The 19,108-nt window shown below is 72.1% G+C and carries 18 protein-coding genes; 7 read left to right on the forward strand and 11 right to left on the reverse strand.

Annotated elements, in window-relative coordinates; all coding sequences use genetic code 11:
• Nucleotides 1–59: 59 nt before the first annotated feature.
• The gene (locus EDD34_RS00565) at nt 60–428 is read right to left on the reverse strand and encodes an ArsR/SmtB family transcription factor (RefSeq protein ID WP_123812854.1); all 369 of its coding nucleotides are present in this window, start codon (nt 426–428) and stop codon (nt 60–62) included.
• Between the two features lie 81 nt (nt 429–509).
• Here EDD34_RS00565 and EDD34_RS00570 point away from each other — a divergent pair, with 81 nt between their 5' ends.
• Nucleotides 510–1,961 carry an FAD-dependent oxidoreductase gene (locus tag EDD34_RS00570; protein WP_123812855.1) on the forward strand — a complete coding sequence of 484 codons (1,452 nt, stop codon included), beginning with the start codon at nt 510–512 and terminating at the stop codon, nt 1,959–1,961.
• A gap of 69 nt (nt 1,962–2,030) precedes the next feature.
• Here EDD34_RS00570 and EDD34_RS00575 read toward each other — a convergent pair whose 3' ends face one another.
• The 3 genes from EDD34_RS00575 to EDD34_RS00585 form a co-directional block, all read right to left on the reverse strand.
• The gene (locus EDD34_RS00575; protein ID WP_123816225.1) at nt 2,031–2,789 is read right to left on the reverse strand and encodes an aquaporin; all 759 of its coding nucleotides are present in this window, start codon (nt 2,787–2,789) and stop codon (nt 2,031–2,033) included.
• A 104-nt stretch (nt 2,790–2,893) separates the two neighbouring features.
• Entirely contained in the window at nt 2,894–3,304 is a 411-nt protein-coding gene (locus EDD34_RS00580; RefSeq protein WP_123812856.1) for an arsenate reductase ArsC, read from the reverse strand.
• Between the two features lie 118 nt (nt 3,305–3,422).
• On the reverse strand, nt 3,423–4,547 hold the full coding sequence (locus EDD34_RS00585; protein ID WP_123812857.1) for a metalloregulator ArsR/SmtB family transcription factor: 1,125 nt from the start codon (nt 4,545–4,547) through the stop codon (nt 3,423–3,425).
• 104 nt (nt 4,548–4,651) lie between these two features.
• Here EDD34_RS00585 and EDD34_RS00590 point away from each other — a divergent pair, with 104 nt between their 5' ends.
• From EDD34_RS00590 to EDD34_RS00605, 4 genes are all read left to right on the forward strand, one after another.
• Nucleotides 4,652–5,152, forward strand: a complete 501-nt coding sequence (locus EDD34_RS00590) for a PH domain-containing protein (RefSeq protein WP_170176919.1) — start codon at nt 4,652–4,654, stop codon at nt 5,150–5,152.
• Nucleotides 5,153–5,218: 66 nt separating this feature from the next.
• Nucleotides 5,219–5,923, forward strand: a complete 705-nt coding sequence (locus tag EDD34_RS00595; protein WP_123812859.1) for an MOSC domain-containing protein — start codon at nt 5,219–5,221, stop codon at nt 5,921–5,923.
• Nucleotides 5,924–6,076: 153 nt separating this feature from the next.
• Nucleotides 6,077–7,474: a cellulase family glycosylhydrolase gene (locus EDD34_RS00600; protein ID WP_123812860.1), complete on the forward strand. Its 1,398-nt coding sequence runs from the start codon at nt 6,077–6,079 to the stop codon at nt 7,472–7,474.
• 152 nt (nt 7,475–7,626) lie between these two features.
• Nucleotides 7,627–9,075, forward strand: coding sequence for a class-II fumarase/aspartase family protein (locus EDD34_RS00605; RefSeq protein WP_123816226.1), 1,449 nt, complete (start codon nt 7,627–7,629; stop codon nt 9,073–9,075).
• Here EDD34_RS00605 and EDD34_RS21005 read toward each other — a convergent pair.
• Nucleotides 9,072–9,755, reverse strand: coding sequence for an RNase H family protein (locus tag EDD34_RS21005; protein WP_246012122.1), 684 nt, complete (start codon nt 9,753–9,755; stop codon nt 9,072–9,074). The genes EDD34_RS00605 and EDD34_RS21005 overlap by 4 nt on opposite strands.
• 125 nt (nt 9,756–9,880) lie before the next feature.
• On the opposite strand from EDD34_RS21005, the gene EDD34_RS00615 reads away from it, so the two are divergent.
• The gene (locus EDD34_RS00615; protein ID WP_123812862.1) at nt 9,881–11,083 is read left to right on the forward strand and encodes a VIT1/CCC1 transporter family protein; all 1,203 of its coding nucleotides are present in this window, start codon (nt 9,881–9,883) and stop codon (nt 11,081–11,083) included.
• Between the two features lie 672 nt (nt 11,084–11,755).
• Here the strand turns inward: EDD34_RS00615 and EDD34_RS00620 are convergent.
• The 5 genes from EDD34_RS00620 to EDD34_RS00640 form a co-directional block, all read right to left on the reverse strand.
• The gene (locus EDD34_RS00620) at nt 11,756–13,243 is read right to left on the reverse strand and encodes a flotillin family protein (RefSeq protein WP_123812863.1); all 1,488 of its coding nucleotides are present in this window, start codon (nt 13,241–13,243) and stop codon (nt 11,756–11,758) included.
• A gap of 117 nt (nt 13,244–13,360) precedes the next feature.
• Nucleotides 13,361–13,816, reverse strand: a complete 456-nt coding sequence (locus EDD34_RS00625) for an NfeD family protein (protein WP_123812864.1) — start codon at nt 13,814–13,816, stop codon at nt 13,361–13,363.
• Between the two features lie 160 nt (nt 13,817–13,976).
• On the reverse strand, nt 13,977–15,665 hold the full coding sequence (pgm, locus tag EDD34_RS00630; protein WP_123812865.1) for a phosphoglucomutase (alpha-D-glucose-1,6-bisphosphate-dependent): 1,689 nt from the start codon (nt 15,663–15,665) through the stop codon (nt 13,977–13,979).
• 126 nt (nt 15,666–15,791) lie between these two features.
• Nucleotides 15,792–16,085 (reverse strand): GNAT family N-acetyltransferase, encoded by a 294-nt coding sequence (locus tag EDD34_RS00635; protein WP_123812866.1) that lies wholly within the window; start codon nt 16,083–16,085, stop codon nt 15,792–15,794.
• A 190-nt stretch (nt 16,086–16,275) separates the two neighbouring features.
• The gene (locus EDD34_RS00640) at nt 16,276–16,491 is read right to left on the reverse strand and encodes a hypothetical protein (RefSeq protein WP_123812867.1); all 216 of its coding nucleotides are present in this window, start codon (nt 16,489–16,491) and stop codon (nt 16,276–16,278) included.
• A 298-nt stretch (nt 16,492–16,789) separates the two neighbouring features.
• Here EDD34_RS00640 and EDD34_RS00645 point away from each other — a divergent pair, with 298 nt between their 5' ends.
• The gene (locus EDD34_RS00645; RefSeq protein ID WP_123812868.1) at nt 16,790–18,148 is read left to right on the forward strand and encodes a glycoside hydrolase family 6 protein; all 1,359 of its coding nucleotides are present in this window, start codon (nt 16,790–16,792) and stop codon (nt 18,146–18,148) included.
• Between the two features lie 104 nt (nt 18,149–18,252).
• Here EDD34_RS00645 and EDD34_RS00650 read toward each other — a convergent pair whose 3' ends face one another.
• Nucleotides 18,253–18,993 carry a TetR/AcrR family transcriptional regulator gene (locus tag EDD34_RS00650; protein WP_123812869.1) on the reverse strand — a complete coding sequence of 247 codons (741 nt, stop codon included), beginning with the start codon at nt 18,991–18,993 and terminating at the stop codon, nt 18,253–18,255.
• Nucleotides 18,994–19,108: the final 115 nt, after the last annotated feature.

The raw sequence follows: 19,108 nt of genomic DNA on the forward strand, positions 1-19,108 counted from the left end.
CCGGGTGTCTGACACTCGCGCCGGGCCCAGCGCGTGTCCACGCGGCCGGCGTCGTGTCCTCAGGTCCGCGTGGACTCGGTCAGCAGTGCGCCCAGGCGGGTCAGGGCGCCCGGCACCACGGCGTAGTACGCCCACTTGCCGCGCTTCTCCCGCGTGAGCAGACCGGCGTCGACCAGGATCTTCAGATGGTGGCTCACCGTCGGCTGCGCCAGTCCCACCGGCTCGGTGAGGTCGCAGACGCATGCTTCCGCGCCCTCGTGTGCCGCGACGAGCGAGAGCAGCCGGACCCGCGTCGGGTCGCCGAGTGCTTTGAAGGCGCGGGCGAGCTCGGCCGCGGCGTCCGGCGCGATCCCCTCGCGGACGAGGGGCGCGCAGCATGCCGCACCTGTCCCGGGTGGTGCCGTCAGGGTGAGTTCCGCGGTGGTCATGACACCATCTTGCCACGCATCGAAGTTTATGGATATGTTGGCCGGGCATTCATCGACCACCTTCGATCAAAGGGAGTTGACATGACCGAGACGCCCCGCGAGGAGCTCCCCGTCGTCGTCATCGGGGCCGGACCGACCGGCCTGGCCGCCGCCGCGCACCTGCTGGAGCGCGGGCTGGAACCCCTCGTGCTGGAGGCGGGCGACGGCCCCGGCGCCGCCGTCGCGGACTGGGGCCACATCCGTCTCTTCTCGCCGTGGCGCTACGACATCGACCAGGCCGCGCGCCGCCTGCTCACCTCCCCGGGCTCCACGCCGGGCGGCTGGGTCGAGCCCGATCCCCACACCCTCCCCACCGGCGCCGACCTCGTCGAGCGCTACCTCGCGCCGCTCGCCCAGGCGCTCGGCGACCGGGTCCGGTTCCGCACCCGGGTGAGGGCCGTGGCACGACAGGGTGCCGACCGGACGCGATCCCTCGGCCGCGAGCGCAGGCCCTGGCTCGTGCGGACCGACGGCGGTGACGTGCTCGCACGCGCCGTCGTCGACGCCTCCGGGACGTACGGCACGCCGAACCCGCTCGGCACGTCCGGCCTGCCCGCCGCTGGTGAGGCCGACGCCGCCGCGTTCCTCGCCGGCGCCCTTCCGGACGTGCTCGGCCGGGACCGGCACCGCTTCGCCGGACGCCACGCCCTCGTGGTCGGCATGGGCCACTCGGCCGCGAACACGCTGCTCGGCCTCGTCGAGCTGGCCGAGCAGGAGCCGGGCACCCGGATCACCTGGGCCGTCCGCGGTGCCTCCCCGCGGCGTCTCTACGGTGGCGGCTCGGACGACCAGCTCCCGGCTCGCGGGCTGCTCGGCACCCGCCTGCGCGACGCGGTCGAGGGCGGCCGCGTCACCCTCGTGACCCGCGCGGTCATCGACGCCCTGTCACCTCTCGGCGCGGACGCCGTCCGCGTCGTCGGCTCCGGCAGGCGCGACGGCGTGGACGGTCCGCTCGACCTGGAGGTCGACACCATCTCCGCCGCCACCGGATTCCGGCCCGACCTCGACATGCTGCGCGAGGTGCGCCTCGACCTCGACCCCGTCGTCGAGGCCCCGAGCAGGATCGCGCCGCTCATCGACCCGAACCAGCACTCCTGCGGCACCGTGCCGCCGCACGGCGAGGCCCAGCTCGCCCACCCCGACGACGGCTTCTACCTCGTGGGCATGAAGTCCTACGGCCGCGCCCCCACCTTCCTGCTGGCCACCGGATACGAGCAGGTCAGATCGGTAGCCGCGGCGCTCGCCGGCGACCGCGCCGCCGCCGACGCCGTGCGGCTCGACCTCCCGGAGACCGGCGTCTGCTCCTCGGACCTCGCCATGCGGGCCGACGACGACGGCACCGTTCCGCCGGAGGCGCTCGCCGCCGCCCTGACGGAGGTCGACAGCTGCTGCGCCGGACCGTCGGCACCGCAGCCGATCACGATCGGTGCGCCGCCGGAGGGCGCGGTGCGCGGGTTCGCCACGGGCGTCGCCCACGGCCGATCGGCCGACTGACGCAGGGGGTCCGCTGTCGGGTGATCGGGTGACCGACCACCCGACAGCGAGCCGCACCTCGCATGTCCCTCAGCGGCGGTGGTGCTCCCGGCGGGCACGCGGGAACAGCACCGCCGCCAGTGCGACGGCGAGCGCGCCGCCCACGAGCTGGGCGGCGATGAACGGCAGCACGGATCCGGGGGCGATCCCGGCGAAGGTGTCGCTGAACATCCGGCCCACGGTCACCGCGGGGTTGGCGAACGACGTCGACGCGGTGAACCAGTACGCCGCCCCGATGTAGGACCCGACGGCGGCGGGCACCCAGGACTCCCGCCCGGACCGGAGCAGGCCCAGGATGACCAGGACGAGCCCGGCGGTCGCGATCACCTCCGCCAGCAGGTGCGGCGCCGTGGCCCGCTCGGTCGCCGCGAACCCGGTCGGCACGCCGAACATGGCGTTCGCCAGGACCGCACCGGTGATCCCGCCGGTGAGCTGGGCCGCGACATAGGTTCCCGCGCCGGTGAGACGGGCACGAGCCGTGACCCCGCCGTCGTCCGGGGCGCCGGTCCCGCGGCTGGTGAACCAGTCCACCAGCGTCACCACGGGATTGAGGTGCGCGCCGCTCACGGGCCCCAGCACCGCGATCAGAACTGCCAGCCCGAGGGTCGTGGCGAGGCTGTTCTCCAGCAGTTGCAGGCCGACGTCGTCCGACAGCGAGGCGGCCATGATGCCGGAGCCCACCACGATCGCGACCAGCAGGCAGGTTCCGAGTGCCTCGGCGACGGCGCGCCGCCAGAGTGCGAGCGCCTCCGCGTCCCCGCCGGGCCCGGCGGGTGCTTCCGCCCGCATGTCCGGTTCGGCTGCGGGGCGAGGAAGCGTGCCGGCGTCGGCAGCTGCCGCCCCGGTGACATCTCCGGCATGCCCGTCCCCGGCCGCCGTCGTCTCCTGCGACATCAGGCGACGGCCTCCACACCCAGCTCCGCGATCAGCGACCGCACGCGCTGCTCGATCTCGTCGCGGATCGGCCGCACGGCCTCGATGCCCTGGCCGGCCGGGTCCTGGAGCGCCCAGTCCTCGTACCGCTTGCCGGGGAAGATCGGGCAGGCGTCGCCGCAGCCCATCGTGATGACGACGTCGGAGGCCTGCACCGCGTCCGTGGTCAGGACCTTGGGCCGCTCGGCGCGGATGTCGATGCCCTTCTCCAGCATGGCGTCGACGGCCACGGGGTTGATCTGCTCGGCGGGTTCCGACCCGGCCGAGCGGACCTCGACGGCGCCGCCGGACAGCTGGCGCAGGAACCCCGCGGCCATCTGGGAACGGCCGGCGTTGTGGACACAGACGAACAGCGCGGAAGGGGTGCTCATGGGAATGCTCCAGACGGTTCTCGTACGGGGTGTCGGCAGCGGGCACGATCGTGCCCGGGCCCTTCGGGCGGCCCGCGCGGGGCAGCGGTGGGTCGGGGGTCGGGTCGGAGGGGGTCGGTCAGGAGGGCAGCAACTCCGCCAGCAGGGCCCGCACGCGGTGGTCGAGCTCGTCGCGGATGGCGGCCACCCCGGCCGGGGAGGCGAGGGCGGGGTCGCCCACCACCCAGTCCTCGTACCGTTTGCCCGGCAGGACAGGGCAGGCGTCGCCGCAGCCCATGGTGACGACCACGTCGGCGGCGCGGACGGCGTCGTCGGTCAGCGGCTTGGGGAAGATGCCGCGGTGCGCGCCGGGCTCGGCCGCGGACGGGTCGATCTCGGCGAGCAGGGCGCGCACGGTGTCGTGCACCTCGGGCGCGGGCGCCGAGCCCGCGGACCGGACGACGACGCGGTCTCCGGCGTAGTGCGCCAGGAGAGCCGCGGCGAGCTGCGAGCGCCCGGCGTTCGCCACGCAGACGAACAGGACCTGGGGCTTGCGGGCCGTCCTGGGCGCTGCCGTCCCGGGAGCTGCCGTTCCGGGGACGACGGCGGCCGTGGCGGGGTCCGTCACCGTCCGGCCGGACATCGCGTCCGGTGCCTCCGGCGCGACACCGCCCGGATCACCCGACGCGCGGGCCGTGGCCAGGTCGTCGAGTCGTTGCCGCGCGAAGTGCTCGGTCAGCGCGACGAGATGGGTCGCGATGCCGCCCCGGCGCGCGAGCGCCGCGTACGACTCGCGCACCACCCGGAGGGACTCCTCGGGGGTGGTTCCCGGTACGCGGGTGGTGAGGGAGGCCGCGAGGCTGGTCAGCTCGTGGTCGACGTCGGTGAGGCCGGTCAGGTGCGGACCCTTGCCGACGCTCACGGCGGAGGGGGCGAACTTGTCGAGCAGGGTGGTGACCGCTCCGCGGTAGCCGGGCGCGATCCGGTAGAGGACGAACGTGCCGCGGCGCTCGGAGGTGAGCAGGCCCACGTCGCGCAGGACCTTGAGGTGGTGCGACACGGTGGGTTGGGCGACGTCGGTCAGGGTGGCGAGTTCCCCGGCGGAGGTCTCGCCGTCGGGATCGGTGGCGATCGCCGACAGCATGCGCAGCCGGAGGGGGTCGGCGAGGGCTCTGAGGGTGTGTGCGACGGCGTTGGCGGCGTCGGCGCCGATGGCGTGACCCTCCGCGGCGCCGCTCGCATCCTCCCGACTCTGGATCGACATGCGTCTATATTGACATACGCCGATCCAGTGGTCGAGTGGCTGCCATGAGCCACTCCGGCCGCGTTCGTACCGCGCGCCTTCCGATTCGTGGCAATATGCCACGCATGGGTCTTCGAGAAGAGCACCTCGCCGAGGGTGAGGCCGTCATCTTGCGGCTGCGGACGCACCGCAAGGTGCTCCTGCGGCCGCTCGCGTGGATCGTGGTGCTCGGCGCGGTGGCCGTGGGGAGCTGGATCGTGACGCCGATGTTCGGCCTGCCTTCGTGGGCTCCCCTGTTCGCCACCGGCGTCGCCGTCCTGCTCGTCGTCGCGGCGACGATCCCGCCGTACCTGAAGTGGGTCACCACCACCTACGTCGTCACCAACCAGCGGGTGTCGCTGCGGACGGGGATCCTCACGCACACCGGACGGGACATCCCGCTCTACCGGATCAACGACGTGACCTTCGAGAAGCAGCTCGACGACCGCCTGTTCGGGTGCGGCACGCTCGTCATCTCCGACGGTTCGGATCGCGAGGGCATGGTGCTCGACGACGTGCCCGACGTCGAGCAGGTGCAGCGCACCCTTCAGGACCTGGTCCGGAAGTCGGACCCGCGAGACAACTGACCGGGCCTCGCGGAGGCGCCGGGACGGGTGCGCCTGGTTTCGAGTGAACCTGCCAGGATGTCCGCCATGGGATCGATCCTCGCCGTCTGCCGCGTCCATCAGCTGCTCCCCGACGCGGGCACGGTGGGTATCACCGCCATCGACAAGCGTCCCGTGGACGGCAGGGTCAGGGCTCGCAGGTTCGGCCTGTACGCGGACGTCCAGGCCGACCGCGCCAACCACGGCGGGCACGACCAGGCCGTGTACGCCTACGCCGAGGAGGACGCCCAGCACTGGGCGGGCGAGCTGGGCCGGGAGGTCGCGCCCGGGCTGTTCGGCGAGAACCTGCGCACCTCCGGCATCGCCGTGAGCACCGCCGTGGTGGGCGAGAGGTGGCGGGTGGGCACCGCGGTCCTGGAGGTCACCCAGCCGCGCACACCCTGCGCGACGTTCCAGCGTCGTATGGGCGAGGACCGCTGGGTGCGCCGCTTCACGGAGGCGAATCGCACCGGTGCGTACCTGCGGGTGGCCGAGGCGGGTGAGGTCGGGGCGGGGGACTCGATCGACGTCGTCCACGTGCCCCGCCACGGGGTGCGGATCGCGGACTGGTTCGCGGCGTATCGCCCGGCGGCGCGCGGCCCCGAGCCGCGCGACGGTGGGCGTGGGAACTCCGCCCCGGCCGGACTCGCCGGTCTCGCCGGCCGGCTGCTCGCCGCGGAGGCTGCCGGTGACTGCCGGCTCAGCGACGAGATGCGTGGCCGCTGCGAGAAGGCTGTCGCGTCCGCGGGCTGAGGTGCGGCAGCGGCCTTCTCCTGTGATATCACCGGATTAATCGCTTCAGTAGCTGGGTATTTCCGGTGGTGGCGGCCACATTGGGTCCGGGGTGCGCGGGTTCGTCGTCGGGCAGCAACAGCCTGCGCCGTGTGCCCGGGAACGAGGGAGTTCATGCGACCCAGACGAAAGGCCCTGCTCACCGCCGCGGGTGGCGCCGCGCTGCTCGCCGCACCGCTGGCCGTGGCGCTGCCCAGCGCCGCGCAGTCCGCCGACACGCTGGACATCGGCATCCACGTCGAGGGTGACCGGATCGTCGAGGCCGACGGCTCGGAGCTGTTGCTGCGCGGCGTCAGTCACGCGCACACCTGGTACCTGAACGAGACCGGGTCGTTCGCCGACATCGACGACGCCGGAGCGAACGCCGTGCGGGTGGTGCTCAGCGACGGCACGCGGTGGAACCAGAACGGGCCCGACGACGTGGCGAACGTGGTGGACCTCTGCTGGCAGAACGAACTCATCTGCGTGCTGGAGGACCACGACACCACCGGCTACGGCGAGGAGGCCGCGGCCTCGACGCTCGACCAGGCGGTCGACTACTGGATCTCGCTGCTGCCGGTGCTGGAGGGCACCGAGGACCACGTCATCGTCAACATCGGCAACGAGCCGTACGGGAACGACGCCGCGACGAACGAGGGCTGGGCGGCCGACACCTCGGCCGCGATCCAGCGGCTGCGCGACGCCGGGTTCGACCACACGATCGTCGTCGACGCCCCCAACTGGGGCCAGGACTGGCAGGGCACGATGCGCGCGCAGGCTCCGCAGGTCGCGGCCGCCGATCCGGACGGCAACACCGTGTTCTCCGTCCACATGTACGGGGTGTACGCGACCGGGCAGGCGGTCACGGACTACATCGACGCGTTCGACGCGATGGGTCTGCCGCTGATCGTGGGCGAGTTCGGTCACGACCACTCGGACGGCAACCCCGACGAGGACACGATCATGTCCTACACGCGGTCCCAGGGCATCGGGTGGTTCGCCTGGTCCTGGAGCGGCAACGGTGGTGGCGTCGAGTACCTCGACATGGTGCGGCAGTTCGACCCCGCCCAGCGGACCGACTGGGGTGACCGCGTCATCACCGGCCCGGACGGGCTGTCGCAGACGTCCGTCAAGGCGAGCGTGTTCGGGGGCGGCGGCCCCGAGCCGACGGACGAGCCCACCGACGACCCGACGGACGAGCCGACCGATGACCCGACGGACGAGCCGACGGACGAGCCCGGCGCCTGCGAGGCGGCGTTCGAGGTCGTGAACGACTGGGGCAGCGGCTTCCAGGGCCAGGTCACCGTCACGGGCGGCTCGGGCGGCACCAGCGGCTGGACCACCCAGTTCACCCTGCCGTCCGGAACGAGCATCGGCAGCCTGTGGAACGCCGACCACTCCGTCAGCGGATCCACCGTCACCGCGAGCGACATGGGCTGGAACGGCACCCTGAGCGCCGGACAGTCCACCTCGTTCGGCTTCACCGCCAACGGCACCGCCCCCAGCTCGGTCGCCGTGACCTGCGCCGACTGATCGGCCGGCCCGGCGGAGCTCGGCACGAGCGGCTCCGCCGGGCCCGCCGTTTCACCCCTGATGGGCGGGTCCGACCGGTTAACATCCAGGAAACACTGGGCTAGGCTGTGGTGGCTCGCTCCACTGTCGACGACCCCCTGGGGGCTGCGAAGATGTCCGACGAATCGATTCGGCGCTACACGGACGGCCGGGTGCCCGAGCCTGGCATCAAGCATCTTTTCAGTGCCGAGAACCGATTCCAGCGCCGCCTCGACGTCGAGGTGGCCCTCGCCCAGGCGGAGGCGGAGGTCGGGCTGATCCCCGAGGGCGCCGCCGGAGCGATCGAGGCCGCCGCCCGGATCGAGAACCTCGACCTGGCCCGGATCGCCGATGCCACGGCCCTGGCCAGCCACCCGCTCATGCCGCTGGTGGACGAACTCACGCGGGTCGTCGGGCCCGAGCACGGCGAGTGGATCCACTGGGGCGCCACCACCCAGAACATCACGCAGACCGCGGACATCCTCGTCCTCCGCGACGTGCACCGCACGCTCAAGCGGCAACTCGCCACGACCCTGCGCGCGGTGTCCGAGCTCGCCGACTCGTCCGCCGCGGTCCCGATGCCGGGACGCACGCACTCCCAGCACGCCGTCCCGGTCACCTTCGGGTTCAAGGCCGCGGTCTGGATCGATGAACTGATCGCCACCGTCGACCGCCTGGAGCGCCTCGAGGACCGGTTGTTCCGCGTTCTCATGGGTGGGGCGGTCGGCACCTTCGCCTCGTTCGGGCCGCAGGGGCGTGCGGTGGAGCGTGGCGTCGCCGAGCGGCTGGGCCTGGGCACGATGCCGGTCCCGTCGCGTGCCGTGAACGACGGCATGGTCGAGTTCGTCGTCGTGCTCGGCCTGCTCGCCGGGACCGCGGGGAAGATCGGCAAGGACGTCTACGCCCTGATGCAGCCCGAGTTCGGCGAGGCGTTCGAGTCGATCCCGGCCGGCACCGTCGGCAGTTCGACGATGCCGCACAAGCGCAACCCGCAGCTCGCCCTGGACGTGCAGTCGATGAGCGCCCAGGTACGTGCGCTCACCGGCCCGGCTCTCGAGTCCATGCTGCACGACCACGAGGCCAACGGCGGCATGACCGCGCTGCTGGAGGACGTCATCGGCCAGGCGGCGGTGCTGTCCGGCGACCTGCTGGTGCGCTTGTCCGTCATCATGTCCGGCCTGGAGATCGACGAGGAGCGGATGCGGGCCAACCTGGCGCTCTCCCAGGGCCTCATGGGCTCCGAGTCGCTCATGCTGGAGCTCGGCGAGCGCATCGGGCGGCAGAGCGCGCACGAGATCGTCTACGAGCTCGCGCAGGCCGCCGCTGTCGGCGACGCGTCGTTCCTCGACCTGCTGCTCCGGAACCCCACCGTTCGCGAGCACCTCGACCCCGCGCGGATCCGCCGGCTCGTCGAACCGTCGAGCTACCTCGGCGAGAGCGTCACGATCGCCCGCGAGATGGCGCAGCACGCGCGAGCCGTCGCGGACCGGCTGGAGTTCCGCGCCGAGGCGGACGCGTTCTCCGGGATGGGCGCCGTGGCCGTCGACGTGCAGCAGGACGGGCTGAGTCTCACGACCGTCTAGAACAGGGTCGCCGAGCGCCAGGAGGCCGGCGAGTCCGTCCGCTGTCTCGCGGTGGAGGCGGATCGTTCGGCGGCATCCCGTTCGTCGTCGCCGGCGCCGTCCGGGACGTCGGAGGCGAGTTCTTCCACGGGCCGGGGCGCGCCGCCGGCCCCCGGGGCGTCGGTGGGCACGCCCGCCAGAGCCGCGGGCTGCGCGGCCGGTGGCATGTTCCCGATGAGGAAGCCGTCCAGATCGCCCCGCCCGGCCGACCAGTCGGCGGCCGAGAGTTCGGCGAGGTGCCGGGCGCGCTCGTGGAACGGGCTGTCGATGTGCCCGCGGACATGACGGAACCGGACGGGACCGGTGCGCGAGGCGACGGCGTCGTCCAGGGCGCGGACGATGTCGGCGTCGGGGACGGCCTCGTCGGCGGCGGTGCGCCAGCCGTTCGCCTTCCAGACCGGGAGCCACTCCGAGGCGACGCGGATGGCCTGCTGCGACCCGGACTCCACGAGGAGCGGCTCGTCGCCGGGGTGGGCCTCGATCGCGCGGAGGACGGCGGTCAGCCCGGCGGACTGGTCCGTGCCGCTCGCTGCGCCGCCCGAGTCGAAGTTCCCGTCCGTGTGGTCGATCCACGCCCAGCCGATCGCACCCGGGTCACCGACGGCGTCCCCGTGGGTGCTGAGGATGATCACGGCGTCCATTGTGCCTTGCCGAGAGCGATGGTGGGTAGGGCGACATGCTTGACAGGACGAGTTCCGGGTGCCGGAAACTTCCGCGCCTGTCCTCCCGGAACCCAGGATCCGCCTCCGGTTGCGATCATGGCACCATGCCCGGACCCACTCCCGCCGAGCGTGCCGCCGGCCGGCATCCGTCGCGTCGTCGTACCCGTGCCGACATCCGCCGGTGGCGGCGCTACCTCGCGGCCGAACGCGCCGAGGCCGCCTCGTACCGCGATCTCGCGCGGCGCCGCACGGGCGAGGAACGCGAGATCCTGCTCGCCCTCGCCGAGGCGGAGAAGCGCCACGAGGCCCACTGGCTCGACCTGCTCGGCGACGACGCCGGCGAGCCGCTGCGCACCGAATGGCGCTCCCGGCTGCTGGGCCTCCTGGCCCGGCGGTTCGGCGGGGTGTTCGTGCTGGCGCTCGCACAGCGCGCCGAGTCCCGCTCGGTGTACTCGCGGGACGTGGACGCGACCGCGACCATGGCCGCCGACGAGCAGATCCACGAGGAGGTGGTCCGGAGCCTCGCGACCCGCGGGCGGAACCGGCTGTCGGGCGCGTTCCGGGCCGCGGTGTTCGGCGCGAACGACGGGCTGGTGTCGAACCTCGCGCTCGTGCTGGGCGTGGGCGCCTCCGGCGTCTCGCAGCAGACGGTCCTGCTGAGCGGCCTGGCCGGGCTGCTCGCCGGATCTCTGTCGATGGCGGCGGGGGAGTTCGTCTCGGTGCGTTCGCAGCGCGAGCTGCTGGAGGCGTCCTCCCCGTCCCCCGACACCGCCGCGGCCCTGCCGCACCTGGACCTCGACGCCAACGAGCTGGCCCTCGTCTACCGTGCCCGGGGCCTGTCTCCTGGCGAGGCCCAGGACCGCGCGGACGAGGTCCTGGCGCCGTTCGCGGTGGGCGCCGGCGTCGGTCCTCGCGGTGGTACGCCGGTCGCGGACGCCCCTCCGGCCGGTTCCGGGCGTGAGGACGGCGCCCTCGGGGAAGAGGCCGTCGCAGCCGCCGACGACGACGCGGCGGACGAGCACGAGACGCACGGCACGGCGTGGGGTGCCGCGTATTCGTCGTTCGGATTCTTCGCGTCCGGTGCGCTGATTCCCGTCATGCCTTATCTCTTCGGGCTCGGCGGAATGACGGCGGTGCTCGTCTCGTCGGTGCTCGTCGGAATCGCCCTTCTCGCCACGGGCGCGATCGTGGGTCTTCTTTCCGGCGCCTCACCGATCACGCGTGCCGTGCGCCAACTGCTCATCGGGTTCGGCGCCGCGGCGGTGACGTACCTGCTCGGGCTGGTGTTCGGCACGGTGGTGGGGTAACCGCACACGGCACTCCGCCCCGTTGCGTAAAGTTCGAAAAGGGTTCACAGTTGTCCCAGGATCTCCATATCACGACACGAATGGTTTTCGTACATGGCACGGACGCACTCCCGAATTCCGCGAGCTGTTCTTCGCGGAGCGGTCGTGGGTGCTGTCCTGCCCCTCGGAATTGCGGCCGGCGTCGATGGCAGCGTGTCGCCGTCGTGCGCGGGTTCTCCGGCCTGAGACCCACGATGTCGGGGCCCGGCCGGTCCTGCCTCGCCCGTTCAGGGTGAGCGGTCGCGGGTCCTGATGGTCGGCGGCGTACCCGAGGGCGCGTCGCGGGCTGTCGGCTGACGTCGGGTTCGCGGTCGCGGTGCGGGTATCGCTGGGGGGTGTGCCCGCGCTCCAGTGCCGCGAGCCGTCGGATGTCAGGGGTCGACGTCGGAGGTGCCGCTGGGGGGTGCCTCGGGCGGACGCCCGTACTGTGCGGACGGGATCCGGTACGTCGCCGAACGGCGGGGTACCGGAGACCGCTCCGCAGGAGGAGGCGCTGGGGCCGGTCCGCTCGTCGGACCGGCCCCAGCGTTCTGTTCGGGCAACGGGCGGCTACCCGAACGGACCGACGCCGAGCCGGCCACCGGCCGCCTCGGCGTCGTCGTGCCGGCGGCGGTGCGCCGCCGTCGTCGGCTCCTACTTCCGCGTGGTCGGCGCGTCCGCGGCGGGGGACCCGTCCGGCGACGCCTGCCCGACGGACGTGCGCGCGACCCCGCTGATGAGTTCGCTGATGTCCACACCCGTCAGCTGCTTGATGACGCCCTGGCCCTCGCCGAGCACGCTCGCCACGTTCTTGGTGAGCGCCGAGGCGCCGTCGGTGGAGACCACGGTCATGCCCGCGATGTTGCCGATCGGCTCCGCGGCGGCCCGCACGATCTCGGGCAGGCGCTCGATGAGCTCCTGTGCCAGCGCGGCCTCGCCGTACTTGCGCAGGGCCTCGGCCTTCGCGTCGGTGGCCGCGGCCTCGGCGCGACCCTCGGCCTCGACGGCGGCGGCACGGGCCTCGCCCTCGGCCCGGATACCGGCGGCGAGCGCGACCTGCTTGTCGCGTTCGGCCTCACCGGCACGGCGCACGGACTCGGCGGCGGCCTCGGCGTCCTGGATGGCGGCCGTCTTGTTCGCCTCGGCGATCGTGGTGCGCTTGAAAGCGTCCGCCTGGGTCGAGGCGTTCTCGGCGTCGCGGCGCGCGTTCGCCTCCTGGACCTGCGCGTAGGCGCGGGCCTCGGCCGGCTTGCGGATGTCGATGTCGAGCCGCTCCTGCTCCACGCGAGCCTTCTCCGCCATCGCCTCGCGCTCCTCGATGGCGACGTTCCGGTCCTGCTCCGCGCGGGCGAGCTGGCCGGCGGCCTCCGCCTCGGCCTGGGCCTTGTCGGTCTCGGCCTTGATCGCGGACTGCTTCAGGTCGAGTTCCTTCTGCCGCTGCGCGATCTGCTCGGCGGCCTCGATGACGGCGAACTCCGAGACGCGCTTGGCCTCGGCCTCGGAGACCTCGGCGAGCTGACGGGCCCGTGCCGACTCGGCGCGGCCCAGGTTCTCCAGGTAGTCGGAGCCCGGCGTGGAGATATCCGAGATGTTCAGGATGTCGATCTGCAGACCCTGCTCGGCGAGGTCCATCTTGGTGGACTGGACCACCCGGTCGGACAGCCCCTTGCGATCGGAGATGATCTCCTCGAGCGTCATGTCGCCCACGATCGAGCGCAGCGAGCCCTCCAGGGCCTCCTTGATGATCTCCGTCAGCATGTCCTGCTGCGAGAGGAAGCGCTGGGCGGCTCGCCGCACGCCCTCCTCGTCCCCGCGCACCTTGAAGTTCACCGACGCCTTGATCGCGACCTTGATGCGGTTCGCGTCGACGCCCTCGACGACGATGCCGATCTGGCGCTGCTCCAGCGAGATGGAGAAGCCCTGCTGGAGTACGGGCCAGACGAAGGTGCGGCCGCCCACCACGACCCTCTGGTTGGTCAGGTCGGCCTCGCGCTTGCCCGCGCCCCGGCCGACGACGATCAGGGCCTCGTTCGGCGGGACCCGCCGGATCCGGCTGGAGATGAACGCCATCAGGATGACGACGGTGATGATGACGGCGACGACAGCGATCACGCTGACGAGGCCGGAGTTGTCAGGGGACATGTGCACTCCTTGGGGGGAACTTTCTGGTGGTGCGGTGCGCGCCGCCTCGTCGGGAGCCGTCACGTGGTCGTGACCGTGGCGCTCATGGCGTAGGGGAGGCGGGTGGACCGGCGTCGGTCACTCGGACGACGTCACCTTCACCCGGCTGCCGTGCTGCTCGACGACGGTGACCCGGGCGCCCTGCGGGATCGGCGCGTCCGCGAAGGCCATCCGGGTTTCCAGCTCGTTGTCGAGCGATACCTCACCGTGCGCCGACGACACCTCGGACGTCACGGCGCCCCGCAGCCCGACGAGGGACCGCGGGGTCGCGTCGTCGGACTGCCGCAGGCGCTTCAGCAGCAGGTTCACGAGCAGGATCACGCCGAGCCCGACGACGGCGGCGATCGGGTACGTGGCGACCACCGGTAGGCCGGCGGACGTGACCACGGCACCCGTCGCGCCGAACAGCAGCAGCCCGGCGCCGAGCGAGGTGCCGGACAGGGCACCGTCGCCCAGCTCGAAGAGGTCGCCGAGGGCGACCGAGAGCAGGCTGATGACGAGTCCGAGGATGCCGAGAACGATGAAGACGAGCAAGGGGTCTCCTTGAGGGCCGCCGGAGACGGCCCCGACGTGAAGATCGGGTGAAAGCGCCTGCAACGTATCAAGGTGGGATCCGTGAGCGCACGCAAAGTAGCGTGAGACGTTCCCGACGCCGGGGCGCTGCCCGAGCCCGGGCGCACTCACCCGAGGGGAGTCACCGCGCCGCCAGCGCCCCGCTCACGACCTCCCGCGCGGCGGACTGCACCGTCGTCAGGTGTTCCGCCGAGAGGAACGACTCGGCGTAGATCTTGTACACGTCCTCCGTCCCGGAGGGTCGCGCCGCGAACCACGCGTCCTTCGTCGTCACCTTGAGGCCGCCGATCTTCGCGTGGTTGCCGGGAGCCTCGGTCATGGCCGCCGTGATCGGCTGCCCCGCCACCTCGTCCGCGGTGACGTCCGAGGGCGACAGCGCGGCCAGCGCCGCCTTCTCCTCGCGGGTCGCCGGTGCGTCGACGCGGGCGTACCAGGACTCACCGTGCTGTCGGACGAGCTCCGCGTGGTGCTGGGAGGGGGTCCTCCCGGTGGTCGCGGCGATCTCGGAGGCCAGGAGCGCAAGCAGCAGCCCGTCCTTGTCCGTGCTCCACACCCGCCCGTCACGACGCAGGAACGACGCGCCCGCCGACTCCTCGCCGCCGAACGCGACCTGCCCCGACAGCAGGCCGGGCACGAACCACTTGAACCCGACCGGCACCTCGACGACCTGCCGCCCCAGCTCACCGGCGACCCGGTCGATCAGCGACGACGACACGAGCGTCTTCCCGATCGCCGCACCCGACGGCCACTCCGGCCGCGCCCCCGCGAAGAGGTACCGGATCGCCACGGCCAGGTAGTGGTTGGGGTTCATCAGCCCGGCGTCCGGGGTGACGATGCCGTGCCGGTCGGAGTCGGCGTCGTTCCCGGTGGCGATGTCGTACGGCGCGCTCGCGCCGTCGGCCGGGTTCATGCGCTGGACGAGCGACGCCATCGCCGAGGGCGACGAGCAGTCCATCCGGATCTTGCCGTCGTGATCGAGCGTCATGAACGCCCAGCGCGGGTCCACCTGCGGGTTCACCACGGTGAGGTCGAGACCGTACCGTTCGCCGATCTCGCCCCAGTACTCGACGGACGCACCACCCAGCGGGTCCGCCCCGATCCGCACCCCGGCGGACCGGATCGCCTCCAGGTCCAGGACGGTGGACAGGTCGTCGACGTAGGTGGTCAGGAAGTCGTGCCGGTGCGTCGTGTCCGCGCCGAGCGCGGCGTCGAGCGAGACCCGTGCGACCGCGCCGGCCCCGGAGGTCAGGATCTCGTTCGCGCGCCCGGCGATCCAGCCGGTCGCGTCGGACCCGGCGGGACCGCCGTGCGGCGGGTTGTACTTGAACCCGCCGTCTCGTGGCGGGTTGTGACTCGGTGTGACGACGATGCCGTCCGCCAGGCCCGGGCCCGAGGTTCGCACGCCGGCCTCGGAGAGCGCCTCGTTGTGCAGGAGGATCGACTGCGAGACCGCGGGTGTGGGGGTGTAGGAGTCGCGTGCGTCGATCATGACGGTGACGCCCGCCGCCGCGAGTACCTCGAGCGCGGTCTGCCAGGCCGGCAGGGACAGCGCGTGCGTGTCGCGCCCGATGAACAGGGGTCCGTCGGTGCCTTGCGCGCGGCGGTACTCGACGATCGCCGCCGTCGTCGCGATGATGTGTGCCTCGTTGAAGGCGGAGTCGAGGCTCGAACCGCGGTGCCCGGACGTGCCGAACACGACACGCTGCGCGGGATCCCCGGGGTCGGGTGTGAGGTCGTAGTAGGCGCCGACCACCTGGTCGACGTCGATCAGGTCGTCAGCGGTCGCAACAGTTCCGGCGCGCGGGTGCATAGGAAGATAGTGCCAGGTCCGCGCCTCTCGCGGGGTGCCTGACGACGGTCGCGGTCGCAGCCCGGAGGAGCACGTCCCGCGGGAGCGCCTGCGCGCCCGTGACCGTCGTCGGGCACGGGATCGCGGTCAGCCGACGAGGTCCGCGTACTCCGGGTGCTTCTCGATGAACTCCGCCACGTACCAGCAGCGCGGTTCCACCTTCTTGCCCGTCGTACGAACGTCGTCGAGAGCGGTACGCGCCAGGCGCGCGGCGATGCCGTGTCCCCGGTGCTGCGGGCTCACGACGGTGGAGGGCATGACGATCGTGTCGCCCTCGGTGCGGTACTCCAGGAACCCCGCCACGACTCCGCTGGTCAGGCGTGCCTCGTAGCGTGAGGCGTCGGTGTGGTCGACGACGTCGTACTCGAGCTGCTCGGTCATCGCCCCAGGGTAGTGATCGGGTCCCTCGCCGGCCATGACCGACGTCACCCCAGGTGACGGGAATTCCCGGGACCAAAGGAAACGGGTCCGGACGCCGTTGTCCGGACCCGTCGGTCTGCTGGCCGCCTCGGGGCAGCCTCGTCGTGCCGGGCGATCGGGTGACCGCGCCGGGAGGTTCAGCGGGGAGCGCTCACCACGGGGAGCCGAGGAAGAGCGCGGGATCGAGCGCGGCGATGGTGATGCAGATCGCGGTGGCGGCCGAACCGATGCCGGCCATGGTGAGGAACTCGCGGCGGCGCAACCCGCCGACCCTCAGTTCCAGCAGCCTCGCGGGGCTCGAACCCCGGGAACGGGAGAGTGCCCAGTGGGTGCTCTGCGTCGCTGTCGAGCGATCCGTGTGCGTCACGTTGCTACCTCCGGTGGCTGATGTGCTCGGGGGCTGCCTGCGTGGTGCTTGTGCAGTGCTGCTTGACGTTGGCCGGCGCCCCGTGCGGGGCGCCGTGGGAAAACTGTTACACAGATTCATGACAATGTGAAGTTGTACGACACGCGGACTTCGTGGCGGGTTCTTTCATGCCCCGGCCGAGGGGTGTTGGCGGCTTCCCGCGCAGGTCACGCATCTAAACGGTTCGGTGGGTGCCCGTGGGTGGCTGCGCCTTCGTACCGTCTGGGCCTGGAATGGCATCGATCGAAGGAGATCTCCCATGCGTACCTCGAGTTCCCGACGACGAGCGAGGTGGGCCGCGGCGGCCGCCGTCGTCTCGCTGGGTGTCGGAGGCGCTTTCACCGCGGCCACCGTGGCCGCCACCAGCGCTACGGCCGCCGAGGGTTGTGACGTCGACTACCGCGTCACCAACTCGTGGGACGGTGGCTTCCAGGCCGACGTCACCCTGACCAACCTCGGCGACCCGGTCGCCGGGTGGGACCTGACCTGGCAATTCGCCGGGGGAGAGGGCGTCACGCAGGCATGGAACGCCGACGTGACGCAGTCGGGCAGCGGCGTCAGCGCGTCCGACGTCGGCTGGAACGGCAGTCTCGGCACCGGTGGCTCCGCGTCGTTCGGCTTCATCGGGACCGGGCCCGCGGGGACTCCGTCGTCGTTCGCGATGAACGGCACGACGTGCACGGGCGACGTCGGCGGTGGCGACCCGACCGACGACCCGACGGAAGACCCCACGGACGACCCGACGGACGACCCGACCGATGACCCGACGCAGCCGGCCGACGGCGAGTTCTACGTCGACCCGGAGACGCAGGCCTATGACGCGTGGCAGGCGGCCTCGGGCACGGACAAGCAGCTGCTGGAGAAGATCGCGCTGACTCCGGCGTCCTACTGGGTGGGGAACTGGGTGGACCCGCAGGTCGCGCGCGCCGAGGTCGCCGACTACACGTCACGCGCCGTCGCGGCCGGCAAGATCCCCGTGTTCACGGTCTACGCGATCCCCGGGCGGGACTGCGGCAACCACTCCGGCGGTGGCGTCGAGGAGAGCGAGTACGCGGCGTGGGTCGACACGGTCGCCTCGGGGATTCAGGGTGAGCCGTGGGTGGTCCTGGAGCCGGACGCGCTCGCCCAGCTCGGCGACTGCGACGGGCAGGGCGACCGGGTCGGCTTCCTCCGCTACGCGGCGAACTCCCTGACCGACGCGGGAGCTCGCGTGTACATCGACGCGGGCCACTCGGCGTGGCTGAGCGCCGGTGAGGCGGCGAACCGCCTGCAGCAGGTCGGCTTCGACAGTGCGGTCGGGTTCGCGCTGAACACGTCGAACTACCGGACGACGTCGGAGGCGCGGGCCTACGGCGAGCAGGTCTCGGCGCAGATCGGCGGCCGGCCGTACGTCATCGACACCTCGCGCAACGGGAACGGCCCCGGCAGCGACTGGTGCAACCCGAGCGGACGCGCGCTCGGCGAGCGGCCGACGGTCGTCAACGACGGGACGAACCTCGACGCACTGCTCTGGGTGAAGCTTCCGGGCGAGTCCGACGGTGAGTGCAACGGCGGCCCCGCCGCGGGTGCGTGGTGGCAGTCGATGGCCTTGGAGCTGGCGCGCAACGCCTCCTGGTGACGCGTTCCGGCCGGCGCGCTGCGCCGCCGGCGTCCTTGACGGGCGCCGGCGGCGCGGCGCGCCGGTGGTGAGGGCTGACGTCTTGGTGGTGGAGAGTTCGAGGCTCAGGGCCTGGCGGCGATGAGGAAGTCGACCAGGTCGCTCAGCGAGGTCTGATCGGGGCCGCCGTGGGGGGTGTCCGCGGTGACCGGTCCGGTGACCGGATGCTCGACGGCGTGACGGCGGTCGGCCGCCTCGTGGACGGCGAGCAGCATCTCGATGGCCAGGTCGGTGTCGACCACGAACCGGAGACCCAGCGTGTCGAGGATCCGGGTGATGGCGTCGGTGAGTTCTTCCCGGAGCGTGGCCAGGTGCGCCCCGTACAGCGCCGCCACGCGGGCGTCCCGCATGGCGAGGAGTTCGAGTTCGGAGCGGAGCAGGGTCCACTGGCGGTTGTGGCGCGGATCGGTGGACACGGCGTTGAGCACGTGGGCGATCGCGTCGTGGTCGATCGTGCCCGTCCGGAACGCGCGGGGGTCGAGGTTGCGGGTCGCGACCTCGAGCGCGTCGAGCTGCTCCCGCTTGAGCCGGTCGGCGAGTGCGAGGAACAGTGCTTCCTTGCTGTCGAAGTTCGAGTAGAACGCGCCACGTGTGAAACCGGCGGCCTCGCAGATGACCTCGATCGAGGCGCCGTGGATGCCGTCCCGAGCGAAGACGGTGTAGGCGGCGTCCATCAGGCGTGCCCGCGTGCGTTCACGGCGCGGGGTCAGCGTGCCGGCCAGAGCGTTCTCGACCGGCGACGAGGCCTCGGTGGGAGCGGCGTCGCCCGGCTCGGTGGCGGCGTCGCGCAGCGGCTCGGCAGTCACGGTCTCTCCTCGGGGTGGTGGTGCGAGAAGAAGTGTAGTCGGATCCTCCGAGTTCCGATACAGGAATGTATCCGATACAGTCGTGCATCGAACCACTGGAACCCCCTGGGGAGCG

It is taken from the genome of Myceligenerans xiligouense (genome assembly GCF_003814695.1).
Taxonomy (GTDB): domain Bacteria; phylum Actinomycetota; class Actinomycetes; order Actinomycetales; family Cellulomonadaceae; genus Myceligenerans; species Myceligenerans xiligouense.

What these genes read in the sequence shown, in the direction of transcription:
- EDD34_RS00585 (WP_123812857.1), bottom strand. Translation starts at nt 4,547, where the DNA reads ATGTCGATCCAGAGTCGGGAGGATGCGAGCGGCGCCGCGGAGGGTCAC.
- EDD34_RS00620 (WP_123812863.1), bottom strand. Translation starts at nt 13,243, where the DNA reads ATGTCCCCTGACAACTCCGGCCTCGTCAGCGTGATCGCTGTCGTCGCC.
- EDD34_RS00615 (WP_123812862.1), top strand. Translation starts at nt 9,881, where the DNA reads ATGCCCGGACCCACTCCCGCCGAGCGTGCCGCCGGCCGGCATCCGTCG.
- EDD34_RS00635 (WP_123812866.1), bottom strand. Translation starts at nt 16,085, where the DNA reads ATGACCGAGCAGCTCGAGTACGACGTCGTCGACCACACCGACGCCTCA.
- EDD34_RS00565 (WP_123812854.1), bottom strand. Translation starts at nt 428, where the DNA reads ATGACCACCGCGGAACTCACCCTGACGGCACCACCCGGGACAGGTGCG.
- EDD34_RS00600 (WP_123812860.1), top strand. Translation starts at nt 6,077, where the DNA reads ATGCGACCCAGACGAAAGGCCCTGCTCACCGCCGCGGGTGGCGCCGCG.
- EDD34_RS21005 (WP_246012122.1), bottom strand. Translation starts at nt 9,755, where the DNA reads ATGGACGCCGTGATCATCCTCAGCACCCACGGGGACGCCGTCGGTGAC.
- pgm (WP_123812865.1), bottom strand. Translation starts at nt 15,665, where the DNA reads ATGCACCCGCGCGCCGGAACTGTTGCGACCGCTGACGACCTGATCGAC.
- EDD34_RS00580 (WP_123812856.1), bottom strand. Translation starts at nt 3,304, where the DNA reads ATGAGCACCCCTTCCGCGCTGTTCGTCTGTGTCCACAACGCCGGCCGT.
- EDD34_RS00605 (WP_123816226.1), top strand. Translation starts at nt 7,627, where the DNA reads ATGTCCGACGAATCGATTCGGCGCTACACGGACGGCCGGGTGCCCGAG.
- EDD34_RS00645 (WP_123812868.1), top strand. Translation starts at nt 16,790, where the DNA reads ATGCGTACCTCGAGTTCCCGACGACGAGCGAGGTGGGCCGCGGCGGCC.
- EDD34_RS00575 (WP_123816225.1), bottom strand. Translation starts at nt 2,789, where the DNA reads ATGCGGGCGGAAGCACCCGCCGGGCCCGGCGGGGACGCGGAGGCGCTC.
- EDD34_RS00570 (WP_123812855.1), top strand. Translation starts at nt 510, where the DNA reads ATGACCGAGACGCCCCGCGAGGAGCTCCCCGTCGTCGTCATCGGGGCC.
- EDD34_RS00590 (WP_170176919.1), top strand. Translation starts at nt 4,652, where the DNA reads ATGGGTCTTCGAGAAGAGCACCTCGCCGAGGGTGAGGCCGTCATCTTG.
- EDD34_RS00595 (WP_123812859.1), top strand. Translation starts at nt 5,219, where the DNA reads ATGGGATCGATCCTCGCCGTCTGCCGCGTCCATCAGCTGCTCCCCGAC.